This is a genomic window from Secundilactobacillus collinoides DSM 20515 = JCM 1123, assembly GCF_001435975.1.
In the GTDB taxonomy this organism is placed as follows: Bacteria; Bacillota; Bacilli; order Lactobacillales; family Lactobacillaceae; genus Secundilactobacillus; species Secundilactobacillus collinoides.
Genome location: NZ_AYYR01000039.1, coordinates 88,512 through 105,581 on the forward strand (window position 1 = coordinate 88,512; position 17,070 = coordinate 105,581).

General features: G+C 48.2%; 14 protein-coding genes and 1 riboswitch. Of the genes, 3 read left to right on the forward strand and 11 right to left on the reverse strand.

Annotated elements, in window-relative coordinates:
- Nucleotides 1–218: 218 nt before the first annotated feature.
- The gene (mutY, locus tag FC82_RS07270; RefSeq protein ID WP_056996622.1) at nucleotides 219–1,337 is read right to left on the reverse strand and encodes an A/G-specific adenine glycosylase; all 1,119 of its coding nucleotides are present in this window, start codon (nucleotides 1,335–1,337) and stop codon (nucleotides 219–221) included.
- A 188-nt stretch (nucleotides 1,338–1,525) separates the two neighbouring features.
- Nucleotides 1,526–2,332, reverse strand: a complete 807-nt coding sequence (locus tag FC82_RS07275; protein WP_056996623.1) for a MerR family transcriptional regulator — start codon at nucleotides 2,330–2,332, stop codon at nucleotides 1,526–1,528.
- 109 nt (nucleotides 2,333–2,441) lie between these two features.
- Here FC82_RS07275 and FC82_RS07280 point away from each other — a divergent pair, with 109 nt between their 5' ends.
- The 3 genes from FC82_RS07280 to FC82_RS07290 all read left to right on the forward strand — a co-directional run bounded on the left by FC82_RS07280 (nucleotide 2,442) and on the right by FC82_RS07290 (nucleotide 6,184).
- Nucleotides 2,442–4,103 (forward strand): peptide ABC transporter substrate-binding protein, encoded by a 1,662-nt coding sequence (locus FC82_RS07280; protein ID WP_056996624.1) that lies wholly within the window; start codon nucleotides 2,442–2,444, stop codon nucleotides 4,101–4,103.
- 318 nt (nucleotides 4,104–4,421) lie between these two features.
- Entirely contained in the window at nucleotides 4,422–5,756 is a 1,335-nt protein-coding gene (locus FC82_RS07285) for an MFS transporter (protein ID WP_056996625.1), read from the forward strand.
- 2 nt (nucleotides 5,757–5,758) lie between these two features.
- The gene (locus FC82_RS07290; protein ID WP_056996626.1) at nucleotides 5,759–6,184 is read left to right on the forward strand and encodes a MarR family winged helix-turn-helix transcriptional regulator; all 426 of its coding nucleotides are present in this window, start codon (nucleotides 5,759–5,761) and stop codon (nucleotides 6,182–6,184) included.
- 91 nt (nucleotides 6,185–6,275) lie between these two features.
- Here FC82_RS07290 and recQ read toward each other — a convergent pair whose 3' ends face one another.
- The 9 genes from recQ to lysA all read right to left on the reverse strand — a co-directional run bounded on the left by recQ (nucleotide 6,276) and on the right by lysA (nucleotide 16,601).
- The gene (gene recQ, locus FC82_RS07295) at nucleotides 6,276–8,099 is read right to left on the reverse strand and encodes a DNA helicase RecQ (protein ID WP_054759309.1); all 1,824 of its coding nucleotides are present in this window, start codon (nucleotides 8,097–8,099) and stop codon (nucleotides 6,276–6,278) included.
- Between the two features lie 60 nt (nucleotides 8,100–8,159).
- Nucleotides 8,160–8,348 (reverse strand): hypothetical protein, encoded by a 189-nt coding sequence (locus tag FC82_RS07300; protein ID WP_054759307.1) that lies wholly within the window; start codon nucleotides 8,346–8,348, stop codon nucleotides 8,160–8,162.
- Nucleotides 8,349–8,805: 457 nt separating this feature from the next.
- The gene (gene asd / locus FC82_RS07305) at nucleotides 8,806–9,897 is read right to left on the reverse strand and encodes an aspartate-semialdehyde dehydrogenase (protein ID WP_054759304.1); all 1,092 of its coding nucleotides are present in this window, start codon (nucleotides 9,895–9,897) and stop codon (nucleotides 8,806–8,808) included.
- A 78-nt stretch (nucleotides 9,898–9,975) separates the two neighbouring features.
- Nucleotides 9,976–11,175 (reverse strand): aminotransferase class I/II-fold pyridoxal phosphate-dependent enzyme, encoded by a 1,200-nt coding sequence (locus tag FC82_RS07310; protein ID WP_054759302.1) that lies wholly within the window; start codon nucleotides 11,173–11,175, stop codon nucleotides 9,976–9,978.
- Nucleotides 11,176–11,612: 437 nt separating this feature from the next.
- Nucleotides 11,613–12,395, reverse strand: a complete 783-nt coding sequence (dapB, locus tag FC82_RS07315; RefSeq protein WP_054759300.1) for a 4-hydroxy-tetrahydrodipicolinate reductase — start codon at nucleotides 12,393–12,395, stop codon at nucleotides 11,613–11,615.
- 2 nt (nucleotides 12,396–12,397) lie between these two features.
- Nucleotides 12,398–13,318, reverse strand: coding sequence for a 4-hydroxy-tetrahydrodipicolinate synthase (gene dapA / locus FC82_RS07320; protein WP_054759298.1), 921 nt, complete (start codon nucleotides 13,316–13,318; stop codon nucleotides 12,398–12,400).
- A 53-nt stretch (nucleotides 13,319–13,371) separates the two neighbouring features.
- Entirely contained in the window at nucleotides 13,372–14,523 is a 1,152-nt protein-coding gene (locus tag FC82_RS07325) for an N-acetyldiaminopimelate deacetylase (protein WP_056996627.1), read from the reverse strand.
- Nucleotides 14,524–14,527: 4 nt separating this feature from the next.
- On the reverse strand, nucleotides 14,528–15,238 hold the full coding sequence (dapD, locus tag FC82_RS07330) for a 2,3,4,5-tetrahydropyridine-2,6-dicarboxylate N-acetyltransferase (protein WP_054759295.1): 711 nt from the start codon (nucleotides 15,236–15,238) through the stop codon (nucleotides 14,528–14,530).
- A 49-nt stretch (nucleotides 15,239–15,287) separates the two neighbouring features.
- The gene (gene lysA / locus FC82_RS07335) at nucleotides 15,288–16,601 is read right to left on the reverse strand and encodes a diaminopimelate decarboxylase (protein ID WP_056996628.1); all 1,314 of its coding nucleotides are present in this window, start codon (nucleotides 16,599–16,601) and stop codon (nucleotides 15,288–15,290) included.
- Nucleotides 16,602–16,725: 124 nt separating this feature from the next.
- Nucleotides 16,726–16,907: riboswitch (Lysine riboswitch) on the reverse strand.
- Nucleotides 16,908–17,070: the final 163 nt, after the last annotated feature.

The following is a 17,070-nucleotide window of genomic DNA, read 5'->3' on the forward strand; positions in this document are numbered from 1 at the left end:
ATCGTTGTGACTGCATGGATAATAATGAATAATCTAGATTTAAACGATTTCGGATTTTATAAATGACATCGTCAAGTCGGTTGCCGGCGTCAGCTTAGTCCTTAATGGCGGTCAAATCTCACCATATAGAAATGACCCGCCGTGAAGTTAGTTAAGTAAGTAAATCATCACACTGTGTCAAATGTTTTTCGTCAATGACATCGTGTATTGATTACACTTTACCCTTCCGATTTGACGCGCTGCCACATCTTATCTTGCACTTTCGGCAAAGCCAAGCGCTCAAAATCTGCCGTTGAAAGCCATTCGCCAGGAAAATAGCTGAGGTCTAAAGTCCCCTGCCACTCAGCATCCATGAGCGTGATCAGCCATTTTTGGTGCGTAAAGGTGTGCGTAACTTGCTTCCCTGGGCGAGTGGTTAACTTTAAATTCAGCCCGTAGTCTTCCGCAACTTTCTGTGTCAATAGGGTGACGAGTTGCTCTTCCGTTACCGTTTCTGGCTCATCCAGCCTCGCTAACAGCGTTTCTTGCTTAATGAGTGGGAAGGTCCAAAAATTCGCTAACAGGCCCGTACTCGGTCGTTTTTCCAACAAATAGCGGTCACCGTCTTGAATGACCAAGCCAAAATACGGGATCCGCTTTGGCCGCGGTTTTTTCGTCTTGACCGGATACTGGTCCTCAACCCCGTCCAAAAAGGCCTGATCAAAGGCACTGACCGGCGAGTTGGCCGAATCCCAGTTCTTTGCTGTCATATAGCTTGAACCGAGATCCATAATAGCCTGATTAAAATCTCCGGGCCGATCCGCTGGGATAATGGTGCTGATCACTTGTTCGAATAGTTGCCGCGTTTGCGGTTTGCTGATGTCCGCGTCAATTTCCAGAAGACGCGCAAACACACGGAACGCATTGCCATCTACAGCGGGTACCGGTTCGCCGAAAGCAATACTGGCGATTGCACCAGCCGTATAGGGGCCGATGCCTGCCAAATCTAACAAACCCGCGACTGTGGTCGGCCACTGGCCATGATTATCGTCAACGATTTGGCGGGCGGCCTTCTGCAAGTTTCGTGCGCGCGAATAATACCCGAGTCCTTCCCAGGCCTTCATAAGTTTTTCTTCGGGGGCGTTCGCTAAATCGTTGACCGTAGGAAACCAGTCCATAAACCGGGTATAGTACGGCATAACCGTGTTGACCTGGGTCTGCTGCAACATAATTTCTGACACCCAGACGTGATACGGATCGTGATCCCGTCGCCACGGCAAATCGCGACCATCTTTGTCATACCAAGCCAGCAGTGTCTGTTGGAACGCTTCAATTTTTTCTGTTGACCAGTGAATCATTCAAAATTCCTACTCTCTGTTTTTAAACTGTGAAATGAGTGCGCCATCACAAAATTGCGCACTGATGATGTTTGTCTCTATTCGAGAAGGGCCAGCGATTAAACTTGTCGTTCCGTGCCGCTAGAATGCTCTGCAAGCTTCAACGCACAGAATAACTTGGAGCCAGATAACTTTCTGATTAACTTAAATCATTCCCTGATAGGCACGAGCATCCTAATAACTGGACCCTCGATCAATGGTGTCTGCAAGGAGGTTGGCACGGTACTTTCGTAAAAGTGTTCGCCAAGCGCCAAGTGATTTTCATCAGCATAGTCCAACAGGCGTTGATATCCGGCCTCCAGCGGTTGATCAGCATGGTGGTACAAGATCAAGAAACGGCCGGCAGAACGTGTCTCGTTTGCTAGTTGTGCGTTACCGCCGATCAACGGTGTGTACACGCCTGTTAGCCGGTCAAGACTGTGATCAGTAACGTCGCTGCGTGGTCGAATTTTACCCACGATGAGCGTGGTTATCGGCACATCCAAGTGCTTCGTTAGTTCCTGCAGATGAGCCTCGATCAGAGCTGTTTCCGAGGCCGCATCCGCCGTAGGTTTCGTCACCAGCATGTCCTGTGGTGCCCGATTAACAATCGTGACCTGGTCGGCCACAGCGCGTTGTGCCGTCTCGTTGGCCGTAATCAGTTCGCTTACCTGTTCTTGAAGTGCCGTTAAGCGTTCGATATGTTTATTGATAAGTCTTTGCTGTTGATGCAGCAGTCCGGAAAAATCGTTGGGGGCGCTCATCATTGTTTTTATCTCTGGTTCTGAAACACCCAGCTTCTGCAAAGATTGCAATATCAGCCAAGCGTTGACTTGAGAAAGCGCGTACCAACGATGACCATTATTTTCACGTTTCACTGGCACGAACAAGCCCCGCTCATCCGCTCGGTCTAACTCATGACGGTCGATCTGCAGCATGGCCGCAAACTGTCCCGCAGTTAAAAAGGTATCTTCCATTCAAATGTCAGTCCTTAATTTCATTATTTAACGGTAAATCACGTTTGACAGGGCTTCTCCGCTCTTCTATTATCAGGTTATAAGCTATTCCAGTGAAAGGAACTTGGTTATGAAACGATTCCTATCCATCCTGGGGCTGCTTGGTCTTACGCTGCTGACCTTAGCCGGTTGCAGCCAAGCTTCCCGGTCCGCGACTAAATCTGATAATAAAGGCGTCATGCTGCACGACCAAAATGTCACTATCGTCCAGCAAACGCCGCTGAATACCGTTGATATTTCAAAGGTGACCAGTTTTTCCAAACTCCGCAGTTCCACTGAGGGATTGTTCAGACAAGGCAAAAATGGGCATTTGGTGGCCGGTCTTGCAAGTAAAACCTCAGTCAGCCACAATGATACAGTCTACGACTTCACACTCCGTAAAAATGCTCGCTGGAGCAACGGCCAGCCGATTACGGCCAGTGACTTCGTGTACTCCTGGAAACGGACGATTGCCAAATCAACGCATTCCGTAAACGCCAACCTGTTTGCCGGTATCAAGAACGCGACTAAGATCCGGCGCGGTGAACTGCCGGCGTCCAAGCTCGGCGTGGTGGCGATATCTGCCCATCATTTGCGGGTCACACTGGATCACCCAATTGCTTATTTTAAGACCCTTCTAGCTTACCCCTTATTTGCCCCTCAAAGCAAAACTGAGGTTCAAAAATACGGGAAACAGTATGGCAAAAAAGCCAACACACAGCTGTATAGTGGGCCATTTAAACTTGTTAAGTGGCGGTCTAATTGTAAGACCCGGGTACTGAAACCAAATCCCTATTACTGGGATAAAAAACACGTTTACCTTCACTCGCTCACCATAACCACTGCGACGTCATTAAAAGCCGACCTGAAGCGTTACCGAGCCGGTAAATTGGACGAGGTTCAGTTATTTGATAATCAAATCACCGAAAATAAACATCAGCCCGATTACGTTGTCCGGCCGTTTTCGTCCATGCGGTTCATTTCTTACAACTTCAAAACAGCCAACAAGACTGCTAATCAGCTGATCAACAATCAAGACGCCCGCCTGGCAATTTCCCACGCCATTGACCGCAAAACACTGATCGATAACGCCCTAAAAAATGCCTCGCTTGCGCCAAAGGGACTGGTCACCGCGGGGTTGAGTAAAAACGTCAAAACAAAGGCTGACTTTGCCGATCAGCAAAGTGCTCAGGGCACCGTCACCGGTAACACCGCTCTCGCAAAAAAAGAGTGGCGCAGAGCTCAAAAAACACTCAAACTTAGCCACTACAGTCTCACACTGACCGTTGGCAATGACTGGGCCAGTAAACAAGTCGCTACTAACATTAAACACCAATTAGAAACAAAACTAAACCACTTTGATGTGAAAATCAAAATGGTGCGCACCACTAAAGCGAATCAACTTGCCCTAAACGGCCAGTACCAATTATTGCTGACGAGCTGGGGCGCCGATTATCCCGATCCGCTGTCCTTCCTACAGATTATGACCGCCAACAGCCGTTTTAACTACGGTAATTGGCGGAATAGTGACTACAATAAATTGATCATCAAAATCAGTAATAATCCAACCGGTAATTTGCAGAACCGCTGGCAACAAATGCGCGATGCTGAAAAACTCCTGATGACAAATCAGGCAGTCACGCCACTTTATCAACAAGCTGACGCCTACCTCTCCAACCCGAAGTTAAACGGTGTGGTTTACAACATCAGCGGGGTCGTAGCTGATTATAAGGGTGCCTATTTGGTGAAATAATTGTCACCAGAACCGATGAATTCTACCTGCCTTAACCTGCTCACTTAGTGTTCCGATTTTATCTCGCCTAAACGTGCAACAAACGGCAGCTTCCAACCATATAAGGGATCACAACAAAACTGCCAAATTGGCACGTTAGTTGTGGTCCCTTATGAGTTGTAAGGAAAATGCTGTTTTTTCTACGCTCTTTTGTTGTAATGCGGCAGTTGTCTGTCCCAAAAGTCCAAAAAATAAACTAAATAAATTGCATTTATATGCACGTGCATATACAATGGTCATTAATATGCACGTGCACATTAATTATTAGGAGGTTTCACATTGAGAACAAAAACTGCGACAGTGCTGCTTTTATGCACTGTATTTATTATGTTGCTAAACCAAACATTGATGACAACTGCCATGCCAGTCATCGCTTCGAGCTTAAACATTTCCGTTGGTTTAGGCCAATGGCTAACGACCGGGTATGTCCTAATATTGGGCGTAATTTCGCCGATGACAGCACAGCTGATTACTAAATTTTCTAGTCGGCACTTATTCTTAAGCATTCTTGCTATTTTCCTTGTAGGTACCATTATCACTATGCTTAATTCAAATTTTTGGTTTCTGTTGTTGGGACGATTAATTCAGGCTTGCGCTGGAGGTATTCTGATTAGCTTTGTCCAGGTGAGTCTCCTCATTTTACACAGACCGGAAAAACGGGGTACCGTCTTGGGCATTCAAGCCTTAGTCATTACTTGTGCGCCCGCGCTGGGCCCTACACTTGCCGGAATTGTGATAAAATTAGAGAATTGGCAGGCACTTTTTTCATTCCAATTTCCCATCATGTTCATCATTTTGATTATCTCTTGGTTTTGGTTTCCAAATTACACAGATAGTCACAAAATCCATATTGACTGGCTCTCGGTGTTCTGTTCGCTATTGGGCATCAGCGCTCTTCTAATCGGTATCAACCTGTTAAAAAGTAATCTTGCTGTTTCGCTTATTTTAATTATTATCGGGCTACTGTTTTCATGGTGGTTCGTTCGCCGGCAAACAACGCTTGCCGAACCCACGTTACGTTTGACTTTATTCAAAAAATGCGGGTTCCGGCGCATGACACTGATCATCATGCTTTGTTACGCCGCGATGCTTGGGGGCCAGGCAATCGTACCCTTGTTACTGGAAAACTGGCTGAACTTAAGTGGTTTTACAGCCGGCCTCTTCATGCTGCCTGGGGCTCTGTTAAACGCAATTTTTTCGCCGATCGCCGGCAGTCTATATGATAAACATGGGATTAAAACCGTGGGCAGTATTGGTCTGTTCTTATCACTAATAGCTGAAGTTGGGCTGGTTTGGACCCACGCACCGATCTCTATGATGCTCTTTTTGATTGCCTACACTTGCTTTATGGTTGGGGTTGCCTTCCTGTTTACCCCGGCAATTAGCGCTTCCTTAGCCGGGTTAACTCCTGAAGAACTCAATCACGGGACAGTGTTAACGAACACGTTACGGCAAATTGCAGCTTCATTTTCCATGACAATTCTTGTGATGATCACCAGTGGCACCCCAAAGACAACGATGGGTTTTCAGATTTCAATTGTTATCATTTTAATACTAACTATTCTTGGCCTGTGCATCTTTGTCAAACAGGTCAAAGCTGACAAAGGGGTTTAATAATGGATATTTCAAGATTAATTCGTAATTTAAATATCGTTGTCCGGACTTTAAAACGGCAAATTAACGGCCCTATGAATAAACTGGGACTAAACGACAGCAACTACTACATGGTGTTGCGCGTGTATGATCAACCGGGCATCACCCAAGAAGAACTTTCGATGGATATGAAACGTGAACGCAGTCTGGTCACAAAATCGGTCAACAAATTAATCAAGAGCAACTGGATCAAAGTCAAAAATGACGATACTGATAAACGCGTCCTACACCTTTACCCGACTGAATTGGCACGAGAACACCATACCGAATTAATGGGAATTTTGCGCGATAATAACGAAACAGGGTTGGAAATGTTAACCTCAACTGAGAAAACCATGTTTCTGCAACTTCTACAAAAAATCACTGATGCGATGGACGATAGGCCCTAACGATAAGCAATAATCAAGTAAAATGCTGTTAGCTTAAACCAACACCAAAAAAGGGCAAGACCGATTTAACGTGGCCCTGCCCTTTTGCGTTTCAATAATGTGACTTCACTTCAGTTTCAGATGGTTCACCGGCTGACTCCGGATCTGTTTCAGAAACATCTGCCGCCGCTTCATGTTCTCGAACGACAGCTAAGAATTCTTCGCCATATTTTTCAAGCTTGTTAGCCCCGATACCCTTCACGTTGAGCATATCATCGAGAGTCTGCGGCATTTGAGCACACATGTCACGCAGGGTCTTATCTGAGAAGATAACAAATGGTGGGACACCCTGTTTTTCGGCAAATTTACGTCGCAGAACCCGCAGTTTCTCAAACAACTCACTGTTGACCGGCAACGTGTGATCGACCTTGACGGCTTCTTTTCGAAAGACTTGGGTTTCGCCTTTAAGGACGTCAACTCCATCCCCAGTGATTTTCAAGACAGGATATTGTCCGCCCTCAGCCGCCAGGTAACCAGAGGCCGTCAGAAAATCGATTAAATCAGCGATTGCTTTTTGTTTACGGTTCTTCATCAGGCCATACGTGGATAGGGTCTCGAAATGAAACTGCTTGATTCTTTGGTTGGAAGATCCCGCTAAAACTTGGGCCACCAGGCTCTTACCGAACCGCTCGTTCATCCGCTTGACACAGGACAGGACCTTTTGCGTATCCACCGTAATATCCTGACTTTCACGGGTGTCCAAACAGTTGCTGCACTGGCCGCAGTTATCACAAGTTTCACCGAAGTACCCTAAAATATACTTCTGCAAACACTCTGGTGTATTAGCGTACTGCGTCATGGACTGCAATTTTTCATACTCGCGTTGTTTGTTTTGCTCGTCGCGTTCCGACTGGTCGATCAAAAAGTGCTGGATCTGAACATCCGCCAGCTTGAACAACAAAATGGCTTCACTCGGCAACCCATCACGCCCTGCACGGCCGGCTTCCTGGTAGTACGATTCCAAACTGCCCGGTACTTGAGCGTGGATCACAAACCGAACGTTGCTCTTATCGATACCCATTCCGAAGGCGTTCGTGGCGACCATAACTGGTGTCCGGTCGTACAGAAAATCATCCTGATTCTCCCGGCGCTGATTTTTCGTCAGCCCACCATGATACATAGTGGCAGCAACCTTATGGTGTTGCAGCAGTTTAGTCAGCCGCTCAACCTCCTTACGCGTTGAGGCGTAAACGATCCCCGACTGGTCAGCGTTAGTCTTCAAATAATCAATCAAAAATGCGTCAATATCTTGATTTTTGACCACTTTAAATGCCAAATTCGGCCGGGCAAACCCCGTTTTAACTTCCGCATCCAACTGCAACCGCTGCATGATATCCTGAGCAACCTTCGGCGTGGCTGTAGCGGTCAGTGCAACGATCGTGGGGTTGGAAGGCAACTGCTGAATCGTGGCAGTTAAATTCAAATAACTTGGGCGGAAATCATGACCCCACTGGGAAATACAGTGGGCCTCATCGATGGCAACCAGTTCAACAGGCAGTTCAGCCAGACGGTCAAAGTAGCCGGAATCCAATCGTTCTGGCGAAACGTACAGTAATTTGACACTACCATCCTGCGCCTGGTTAAACCGGTCGTTAATTTCACTGTAGGTCAGCGAACTGTTAATAAACGTCGCCGGGATGCCGTTTTCATTCAGCGCATCCACCTGATCCTTCATCAGAGAAATCAGCGGCGAAACCACCAGCGTGATTCCATCCTGCAGCAGCGCCGGAATTTGGTAACACAGCGACTTCCCGCCACCGGTTGGCATGATAGCCAGGACGTTTTCGTGATTCATAATATGGTCGATCACGTCCCCCTGCCCCGGTCGAAACGTGTCGTATCCAAACTGTTGTTTTAATATCTCCTGCGGCGTCATGGTGTCAATTCCCTTCCTTAAAAATACTACTTCAATTCTATCAGATTTTTGTCCCAAGGGTTACCCGTGGTGGAAAACAGCGAGCACTTCAATAATGATCAGCACCAAGACAATGAACAGGGCATATCGTAACTGCTTGCGAAACGTTGCCCACGAAAACGCACGAAAGCGGTATTGCGCACTTGTCAACGTTGTGATACCAGCATAGGCCACTGCAATAACCACCTCAAACACAATTAACAGAAACATTTTTATCCTCACTCTTCTAACTACGCGGTTCTTATTTTGAAAGTTTTTATCGTGATTGATTATAACAGAAATCTGGGGCTGACTTTGTGGTGGGCCAATCTCTGTTGCCCAGAACTCATTGCCACTCAATTACCGAGCAAGCGTGGTATTGCAAAGTCTTTCTGTCAGGACTTTCAGGACTTTCTCCCGCCGATAACTTGCAACTTCAAAAAACTTTATTATCGAGTCGATACGTGCGGTAAATGAGTCTCGCAGACTAAAAAACTGGCGCAGAAGCGGACTATTTTATACAATAATCTGCTTCTGCGCCAGTCTTTTAGATAGGTTGCTTCACTTTGTTAACTATCATAAATCAAGCATCTGATTTAAAAAAAACTTTTATATCACTTCAACGAAAACGCGTTTTACGGTAAAGAAAGCTTCTGTTCAGCCCCTAAACGACGTGCGTCACGTGCTTTTACTTGGCCGTAATATAACCCTTGGCCTTCAATAATTCAGCACATTCGACGGCGCCACCGGCTGCCCCACGTGCAGTGTTGTGTGACAGACCAACGAACTTCCAGTCGAAAATCTTGTCTTCACGCAGACGGCCAATGGAGATTCCCATGCCGTGTTCGAAGTTGACGTCCAAGCTGACCTGTGGCCGGTCGTCTTGTGTCATGTACTGGATAAATTGCTTTGGCGCGCTCGGTAAACCGAGTTCTTGGGGCTCACCGGAGTATGATTCCAAAGCCTCGATCAGGTCATCCTTGGTTGGGTTTTGCTTAAAGTTCACGAATGCCGCTGCGGTATGGCCGTACAAAACTGGAACCCGAATACACTGACTTGTAATGACCGTACCTTCATCTGGGACAATCGACTTTGTTGCCTCATCCACGTTACCCCAGATTTTCAGAGGTTCGCGTTCTGACTTTTCTTCCTCACCGGCAATGTAAGGAATCACGTTGCCGACCATTTCTGGCCAGTCCTTGAAGGTCTTACCGGCACCAGAAATGGCTTGGTAAGTCGTGGCAATCACCTGGGTCGGTTCAAACTTGCGCCAAGCAGACAGTGCTGGTGTGTAAGATTGAATCGAACAGTTTGGCTTAACGGCCACAAAGCCGCGTTCAGTGCCTAACCGTTGGCGTTGGTAAGGAATAATATCAGCGTGTTGCGGGTTGATTTCCGGCACGATCATTGGTACGTCTGGCGTCCACCGGTGCGCACTGTTGTTGGAAACGACTGGGGTTTCCGTCTTCGCATACTTGTCTTCCAGGTCACGGGTGTCCGCCTTATCCAATTTAATGGCTGAGAACACGAAATCCACTTGGGAAGCGACTTCGTCCACGTGACTGGCGTCCAGCAAGACCATATTCTTCACACCGTCTGGTACCGGTTTGTCCATCTTCCAGCGACCATCCACCGCGTCGCCATACGTCTTACCAGCACTGTGCGCACTGGCAGCGACGACGGCAACTTCAAACCAAGGGTGATCCGCTAAAATGGTGATGAATCGTTGTCCGACCATCCCAGTTGCGCCAATCACACCAACCTTTAACTTATCACTCATATCTCCATACCTCGTTTTCATTCTGAAGGATGCTCAGGGAATTTGTTTTTCATATTGTTACAGGTTTGCTGTTTAAAATCAATTAACCTGACTTGCTGTAAGCGATTTAACGTAGTTCTTCAACCGTTTCATCGCTTCGTGTAGTTTTTCATCGGAAGCGGCGTAGGAGAAGCGGATATACCCTTCCCCGCCGGCACCAAACGCACTGCCTGGCACGCCGCCGACCTTGGCCTCCTTGGCCAAAGTCTCCGCAAACCGCACGTCATCGGTTCCAAACGCATCCGGAATCTTGACAAACGCGTAAAACGCACCGGATGGGGTCGCCATATCGAGGCCGATGTCTTTGACGGCAGCCTCAACGAAGTCCCGCCGTTTTTGATAGATTTTCCGCATCTCGATCGGGTCATCTAACCCATTGGTCAGCGCCTCAGTTGCTGCAGCTTGGGCCGGATTTGATGGTGATGTGACCATGAAAGCGTGCATCTTCGTGGCGTTGGCTGTGAATTCTGCCGGTGCAGCAATGTATCCCATCCGCCAGCCAGTCATCGCGTGAGACTTTGAAAGTCCGTTGATCAAAACGGTACGCTCTGGCAAAATTTTTGCGATTGAGAAATGGTCAACACCATATGTCAATTCACAATAAATTTCATCCGCAATCACGTACATGTGATGCTCGCGAATGACGTCTGCGAGCGCCTCAATCGTTTCCCGTGGGTATTCAACACCAGTTGGATTCCCAGGGTAGTTCAGAAGGATTGCTTTAACGGCGGATCCTTCTTTCTTTAAAACGCTCTCCAGCTTCTCCGGCGTCAAAATGAACCCGTCCTTTGACGTATCCACCATGATCAGTTCCGCGCCAGCAATGGTGACCAGTGGGAAGTACAGCGCAAACGCCGGCGTTGGGATAATCACCTTATCGCCGGGGTTCAACATGGCCAGAAAAGTGGCCGTAATGGCTTCCGTTGCACCCACTGTGGCGATGATTTCCGTTTCAGGATCATAGTCTAGATTCTGGCTTTTCTTCAGGTAACCGCTGATTGCTCGTCGCAATTCAATAGTACCCTTCTGTGCAGAATAGTGGGTATCATTTTCCTGAATGCTCTTGATACCGGCCTGTTTTACATGTTCCGGCGTATTCAAATCAGGTTCGCCCAAAGTTAATTTAATAATGTCAGGCACCGCTGAAACCCGGCGATCGAACTCCCGAATTCCTGATGGGCCGACTTGGTTTAGGCGTTCATTCACCTGTCCTGATAATTCACTTGCCAATTTTGGCATCACACATCCACCATCCTTAAGATATTGCTAACATTATAATTCAATTAGAGCGGTTAGAGCAAGGTTAGGTTGTCGTTCTGTTGCAGTTTGATCTTTCTGTCTCTCAACGTCTCACCGTCTTTTTCGGGTCAACCCGTTACACGACACCGTTGCGCCACGTATCTGTTCTCGCTCAGCCAACTTGAAACGCACTTCATTAACACAGCGTTGTCTTGACGCTGATTCTCATCTTCACCACCATGCGCTAACACCGAGCAACCTGAGAAAAGCTGCTCGCCATGGTGAAAATGGGCTGATTTTTGGTACACAAAAAGCGAAGGGGACTTTCAGTTCAAGGCGAATTGGGCCCCTTTCGCTTTTTTAACTCATGTAATCTTGTGGGCATCGTAACGCTGACTATAGTCAGTCAACCTTGGTGAAAACACCATTCATTGACCTTACAGCACGTTCTCCAGTCCAATAACCAATTCCGAAAGTCCACCAACCTTGTCGATGGCAACCTTAACACCGGTCATAAATGAGCTGCGGTCGAAGGAATCCTGACGAATGGTCAGGGCTTCTCCGGGACCGCCGAAGAGAACTTGTTCGTGAGCCAAATAACCAGGCAGGCGAACGGCGTGGATTCGGATACCGTTGTAGTCACCGCCGCGAACATTGGCCAGCGTTTCGGTCTCGTTTTCGTTGCCCTGTTTATGGGCTGGGCGAACTTCGTCGATCAATTTTGCGGTACTCAGCGCTGTCCCAGAAGGGGCATCCGCCTTGTCGCCGTGGTGCATTTCGATAATTTCAACGTCTGGGAAATAGGTTGCGGCTTCCTTAGCAAATTTCATCAGCAGAACCGCTGACATGCCGAAGTTTGGTGCAATAATGCCGCCGAGTGCCTTTGCCTTAGCTAAGCCCTGTAATTCGGCTTCTTGATCATCCGTCAAACCGGTCGTCCCGATTACTGGGTGAATGCCATGTTCGATAGCAAATTTTGTGTCAGCGTATACGGCGCTTGGCAGCGTAAAGTCGATCCAGATCTCAGCGTCGGTGTCGATGTCAGCCAAGTCGCCAAACACGGCAACATCGGCTGGCAAGTTGTAATCAGCGGGGGTCGTCGAAGTCAGTCCCGCCGCGAACACACCGGTGAGGACAAATCCCTCACTATCGTTGACAAGATTAACGGCTTTTTGCCCCATCGCCCCAGTAAAACCGGCAACTAATACTTTTATGGTCATCGCTAAACTCCTAACTCTTGTGATACGGCGTGTAACAAAGCGTCCTGGTCAAGGCCCAGAGCAATGGCCAGTTCGCGCTTCTCAGGGTCGTTCAAAGGCAGGACAGGCATCCGGCTGCTGCCGACTTCAAAGCCCTGAGCGTTTAAAACGGCCTTAACTGGTGATGGTGATGGGAACATGAACAACGCTGCCATCTTTGGCGTCAGCTGACGTTGCAGCTTACCAGCCGTAGCGACATCGCCTGATTCAATAGCATCGTACATTTTGCGCATTTCAGCACCATAGATGTGAGCAGCAACCGAGATAACCCCGGCACCGCCAACCGTCTTAGCTGCCAAAGCTTGAGCGTCTTCGCCTGAGTAAACGCTGAAGGTTGATGGCGTGTGTTCAACCAAATATTCAATATCCTCAATTGAAGTGCATTGCTTTACACCGGCAATGTTTGGGTTCTTCGATAATTCAATGATCGTTTCGTTGGCCATTGTAACGCCGGTCCGGCCAGGAATGTTGTAAATGATCAACGGCTTCTCGGATGCGTCAGCAACAGTGGTAAAGTGCGCGATCATGCCGCGTTGGTTTGGCTTGTTGTAATAGGGCACAACGACTAAGGCGTAATCGACACCGTCAATCTGTGATACTTCGCGGGTCAGTTCAGCAGTTTCCCGGGTGTTGTTGCTGCCAGTACCTGCAATCACCGGACCGCGGCCATTAACAATCTGTGCGAAACGGGTGTAAAGCTCGATTTTCTCATCGTGGGTCAGAGTTGGGGTCTCACCGGTTGTGCCACCGATAACGAACCCGCGACTGCCAGTCTCAAATAAATGGTTTGTTAAGCGTTCCAGACTCGCATAATCAATGTTATCGTTACCGTCAAACGGGGTGATGATGGCGGTCATTAAATCGATGTTGTGTAATGTTGTCATAGTCGTTCTCCTCTTTCTATTTTAACTGTGGGATTATCCAATAATTGACTTTGTTATTCAGCCATCCGGGATTCTAAGAAACCCGTGATGCCGGTGATACCTTTTTCAATAGCGGACTCGTTGGGGTTTAGGGTTGCGGAGTGCAGCTGTGAACTGTCCTCCACCCCAAGCCAGAACATGGTGCCCGGAATCTTCGATAGTAAGTAACCGAAATCCTCGCCGGTCATGGCCGGTTGAGTCTCGATAAAGTTCACGTCATCGTTGCCCTTCATGTAAGCGATGAAGCGGCGCGTTAACTCTGGATCATTTTCCACCGGCAGGTAACCACCCTGATTCAAAGTAACGGTCACCTGGGCGTTGAAACTCTTCGCGACCCCGGCACCAACTTCTTGCAGACGCTTATCGATTTTTTGAATCATCGTTTGGGTCAGTCCGCGGATGGTGCCTTCGATGTGGGCGTGCCCGGCAATGACGTTGCGGATGGTGCCCGCTTCCATCTTGCCTAGGGTGATCACGCCACCCTCAATGGGGTCGATGCTGCGAGAAATAATGGTTTGAACCTGGCCGATCAACTGAGCAGCTGCCACCACCATATCGTTAGCGTTTTGCGGGTATGCCGCGTGACCGCCCTTGCCTTCAAGGTCAATATTGACCTCAGTTGTTCCGGCAAACAGCGTGCCCATTCGGCAGCCGATTGCACCAGCCGATAACCCGGGGTTGTCGTGCAGCCCGTAAAATTCATCCGGCCGCCACTCGCCTTCAAACACGCCAAGTTCGTATGCCAGCTTACCGCCGTTTTTACTCTCCTCAGCGGGCTGGAAGAAAAAGATCATGTTATCAGTTGGCTGATGTTCTGAGAAATAGCTCAGAACCCCTAGTGCTACCGTCATGTGAATGTCGTGCCCGCAGGCATGCATGATTCCAGGATTTTTTGAAGCAAACGGTAATCCCGTTTTCTCACTCACCGGCAACGCATCGATATCGGTGCGGTACCCCAGCGTACGTTTAGGATTACTGCCAGCCACCCGTACTAACAGGGCAGTCGGCAGGTCCGCGATGTGTTTGACCGTCAAGTGGGCTTGGTTAAAACCGCTAATGACTTTTTCCAAGTAAGCTTCGGTGCGCACCTCATTGAGGGCTAACTCCGGCATGGCATGGAGGTCACGCCGGATTTGAATTAAGGCTTCTTCTGTTAGTACAGGCATGTGATCACAGCTTTCTTAAATCGTCTTCCAGGCCGGTCTTAGATTCGGTCTGATCATCAACGTTCTTCATAAATTGTGCAGGGACACCGGCAACCATGGTGTGCGGTGCCACGTCCTTAGTGACAACAGCACCGGCAGCGACCACCGCACCCTCACCAACGTGGACGCCTTCGATAACAACGGCGTTTGCACCGATCAACACGTTATCATCAACACGAACGGGTTGGGCAGAAGCGGGTTCGACCACCCCGGCCAGGACGGTCCCGGCACCAATGTGGGCGTGTTTTCCGACAATGGCCCGGCCACCAAGCACGGCGCCCATGTCGATCATCGTATCATCACCGATTTCAGCGCCAATGTTGATGATGGCACCCATCATGATAACGGCATTGTCGCCAATCAACACTTGGTCACGAATAATGGCACCGGGTTCGATGCGGGCGTTGATTTCCTTCATATCTAATAACGGAACGGCAGAGTTGCGCGTGTCGTTTTCAATATCGTAGTCGGCAATCTTGTCTTGGTTGGCTTTTAGGAAGGGTTTGATATCGGCCCAATCGCCGAACAGAACACCGGTCTTCGTTTCCACGTAAGCTTTGATACTGGTGGGAACCGTAACCTTATCTAGTTCACCTTTGATGTAGACCTTCACCGGCGTTTTCTTGTCGGCGTTCCCAATAAAATCAATGATTGCTTGTGCGTCTAACTTTGCCATTTAAATACCTCTTTCTCGTTTTTAAAATATAATAGGTAGTTTTTTTATTTTATTCTGGGTCGTATGCTTGATCCAACCGCGTCAAATCAGCGTATGTTTCACGCTTAACAACGACCTGCGACTTGCCATTCTCGACGAACACAACGGCTGGCCGGCCGTTCCGGTTGTAATTAGAAGCCATTGAGTAGCCGTAAGCCCCAGTGTCCAGCATAGCCAATACATCACCGGGCTTGGTGGCTGGCAGGTGTGCCTGGTCGATCAGGATATCCCCTGATTCACAATACTTGCCTGCCAGATGAACTGTCTCAGTCGTCTTTGCGAATGGGTCACTCGCCAAAACTGCTTCGTATTCCGCCTGATATAGCGCGGGACGGATGTTGTCGCCCATGCCGCCGTCAACTGTCAGATACGAAGTCAGTCCTTCCACATCCTTGCGACCGCCCACTGTGTAGAGCGTGTAGCCGGCGGGACCAGCAATTGACCGCCCTGGCTCAATCCAAACGGCCGGCATGGTCAAGCCCTTGTCCGTGGCGCGCTGTTTGATGGTCTTTACGATAGCATCCACGAAAGCTTCTGGTGCTAACGGATTGTCATCCTTCGTGTAACGAATACCGAACCCGCCACCAACGTTGATGACTTGTGGCTGGTAGTCGTACTTCGCGCGCCATTCAGCAGCGATGTCAACCAGTTTTTCAGCTGCCATTTGAAAACCGTTCAGTTCGAAAATTTGCGACCCGATGTGGGCATGAATCCCAATCATATTCATCCGGTTGTTTGCTAAGACTTGTTGCAGTGCCTTATCAGCCAAACCCGTTTTCAAGTCAAAACCGAATTTGCTGTCTTCTTGACCAGTTTGGATGTATTCGTGCGTGTGGGCAGAAATCCCTGGGGTGATACGCATCATAACCTGAACACTTGCGTCATGTTTCTCGAGCACGTCGCTGAGTTGTTCAATTTCATGGAAATTATCCAGAACAATCGTGCCAACGTGGTTTTCAATTGCCATTTCTAATTCATCGTATGATTTGTTGTTCCCGTGAAAGCTGATATTTGCTGCGGGAAAATTTGCTTGTAGTGCTGTATACAGCTCACCGCCAGACACCACATCAATGTGGGCGCCCTCCTGATCGACCACCTGGTACATGGCAATCGTTGCGAAGGTCTTGCTGGCATAGGTCACAGCGTAATCAACGCCGTTATCTTCAAACACGGATTTAAACCGACGAATCTGGTCACGAATTTTTGACACATCATAAACGGCCAGCGGCGTCTGGTATTGTTTTGCCAATGCCAAGGCGTCCACGCCGCCAATGGTCAAATGACCCTCATCGTTAATCTGTTGGTTTGATACTTGTTCACTCATTCCTGTGACCTCCAAAAATTGTTTTATCGTGGGCTGCGGCCAATTTGCATCAAAAAAAGGGCCCTTTTGTTTACGCTAAACAAAAGGACCCCAAAATAGTTCGATCACAAGATTCATTTGGTATCAGTTCGATAGCGCCCCGCGAGCACGTAGCCCGCGACAGTCCGTCATTTCTTAAACAACGTCCCAGCTAACTGACAGCTGTAATCTGTCAGCGCTTCGGCGACCGCCCCTTTTAGTTAGTGTCATCATTCAATACAGCAACTCGACTAACCGACTCTTGTTGGTCGCAACCTCTTCGATTTACTAAAGATATTATAATTAATTCTTCAGATAGTCAACCCCTTTTTAATTAACTTTTCACATAAAACGGTTTCAAGGGCTTTTTAAAGAGTAAAGTTCTAAAATTCATTTTTTCCCCGATTTAAAATTGAAGTGCAACACTTGATAACTAGACCAATTAGACTAG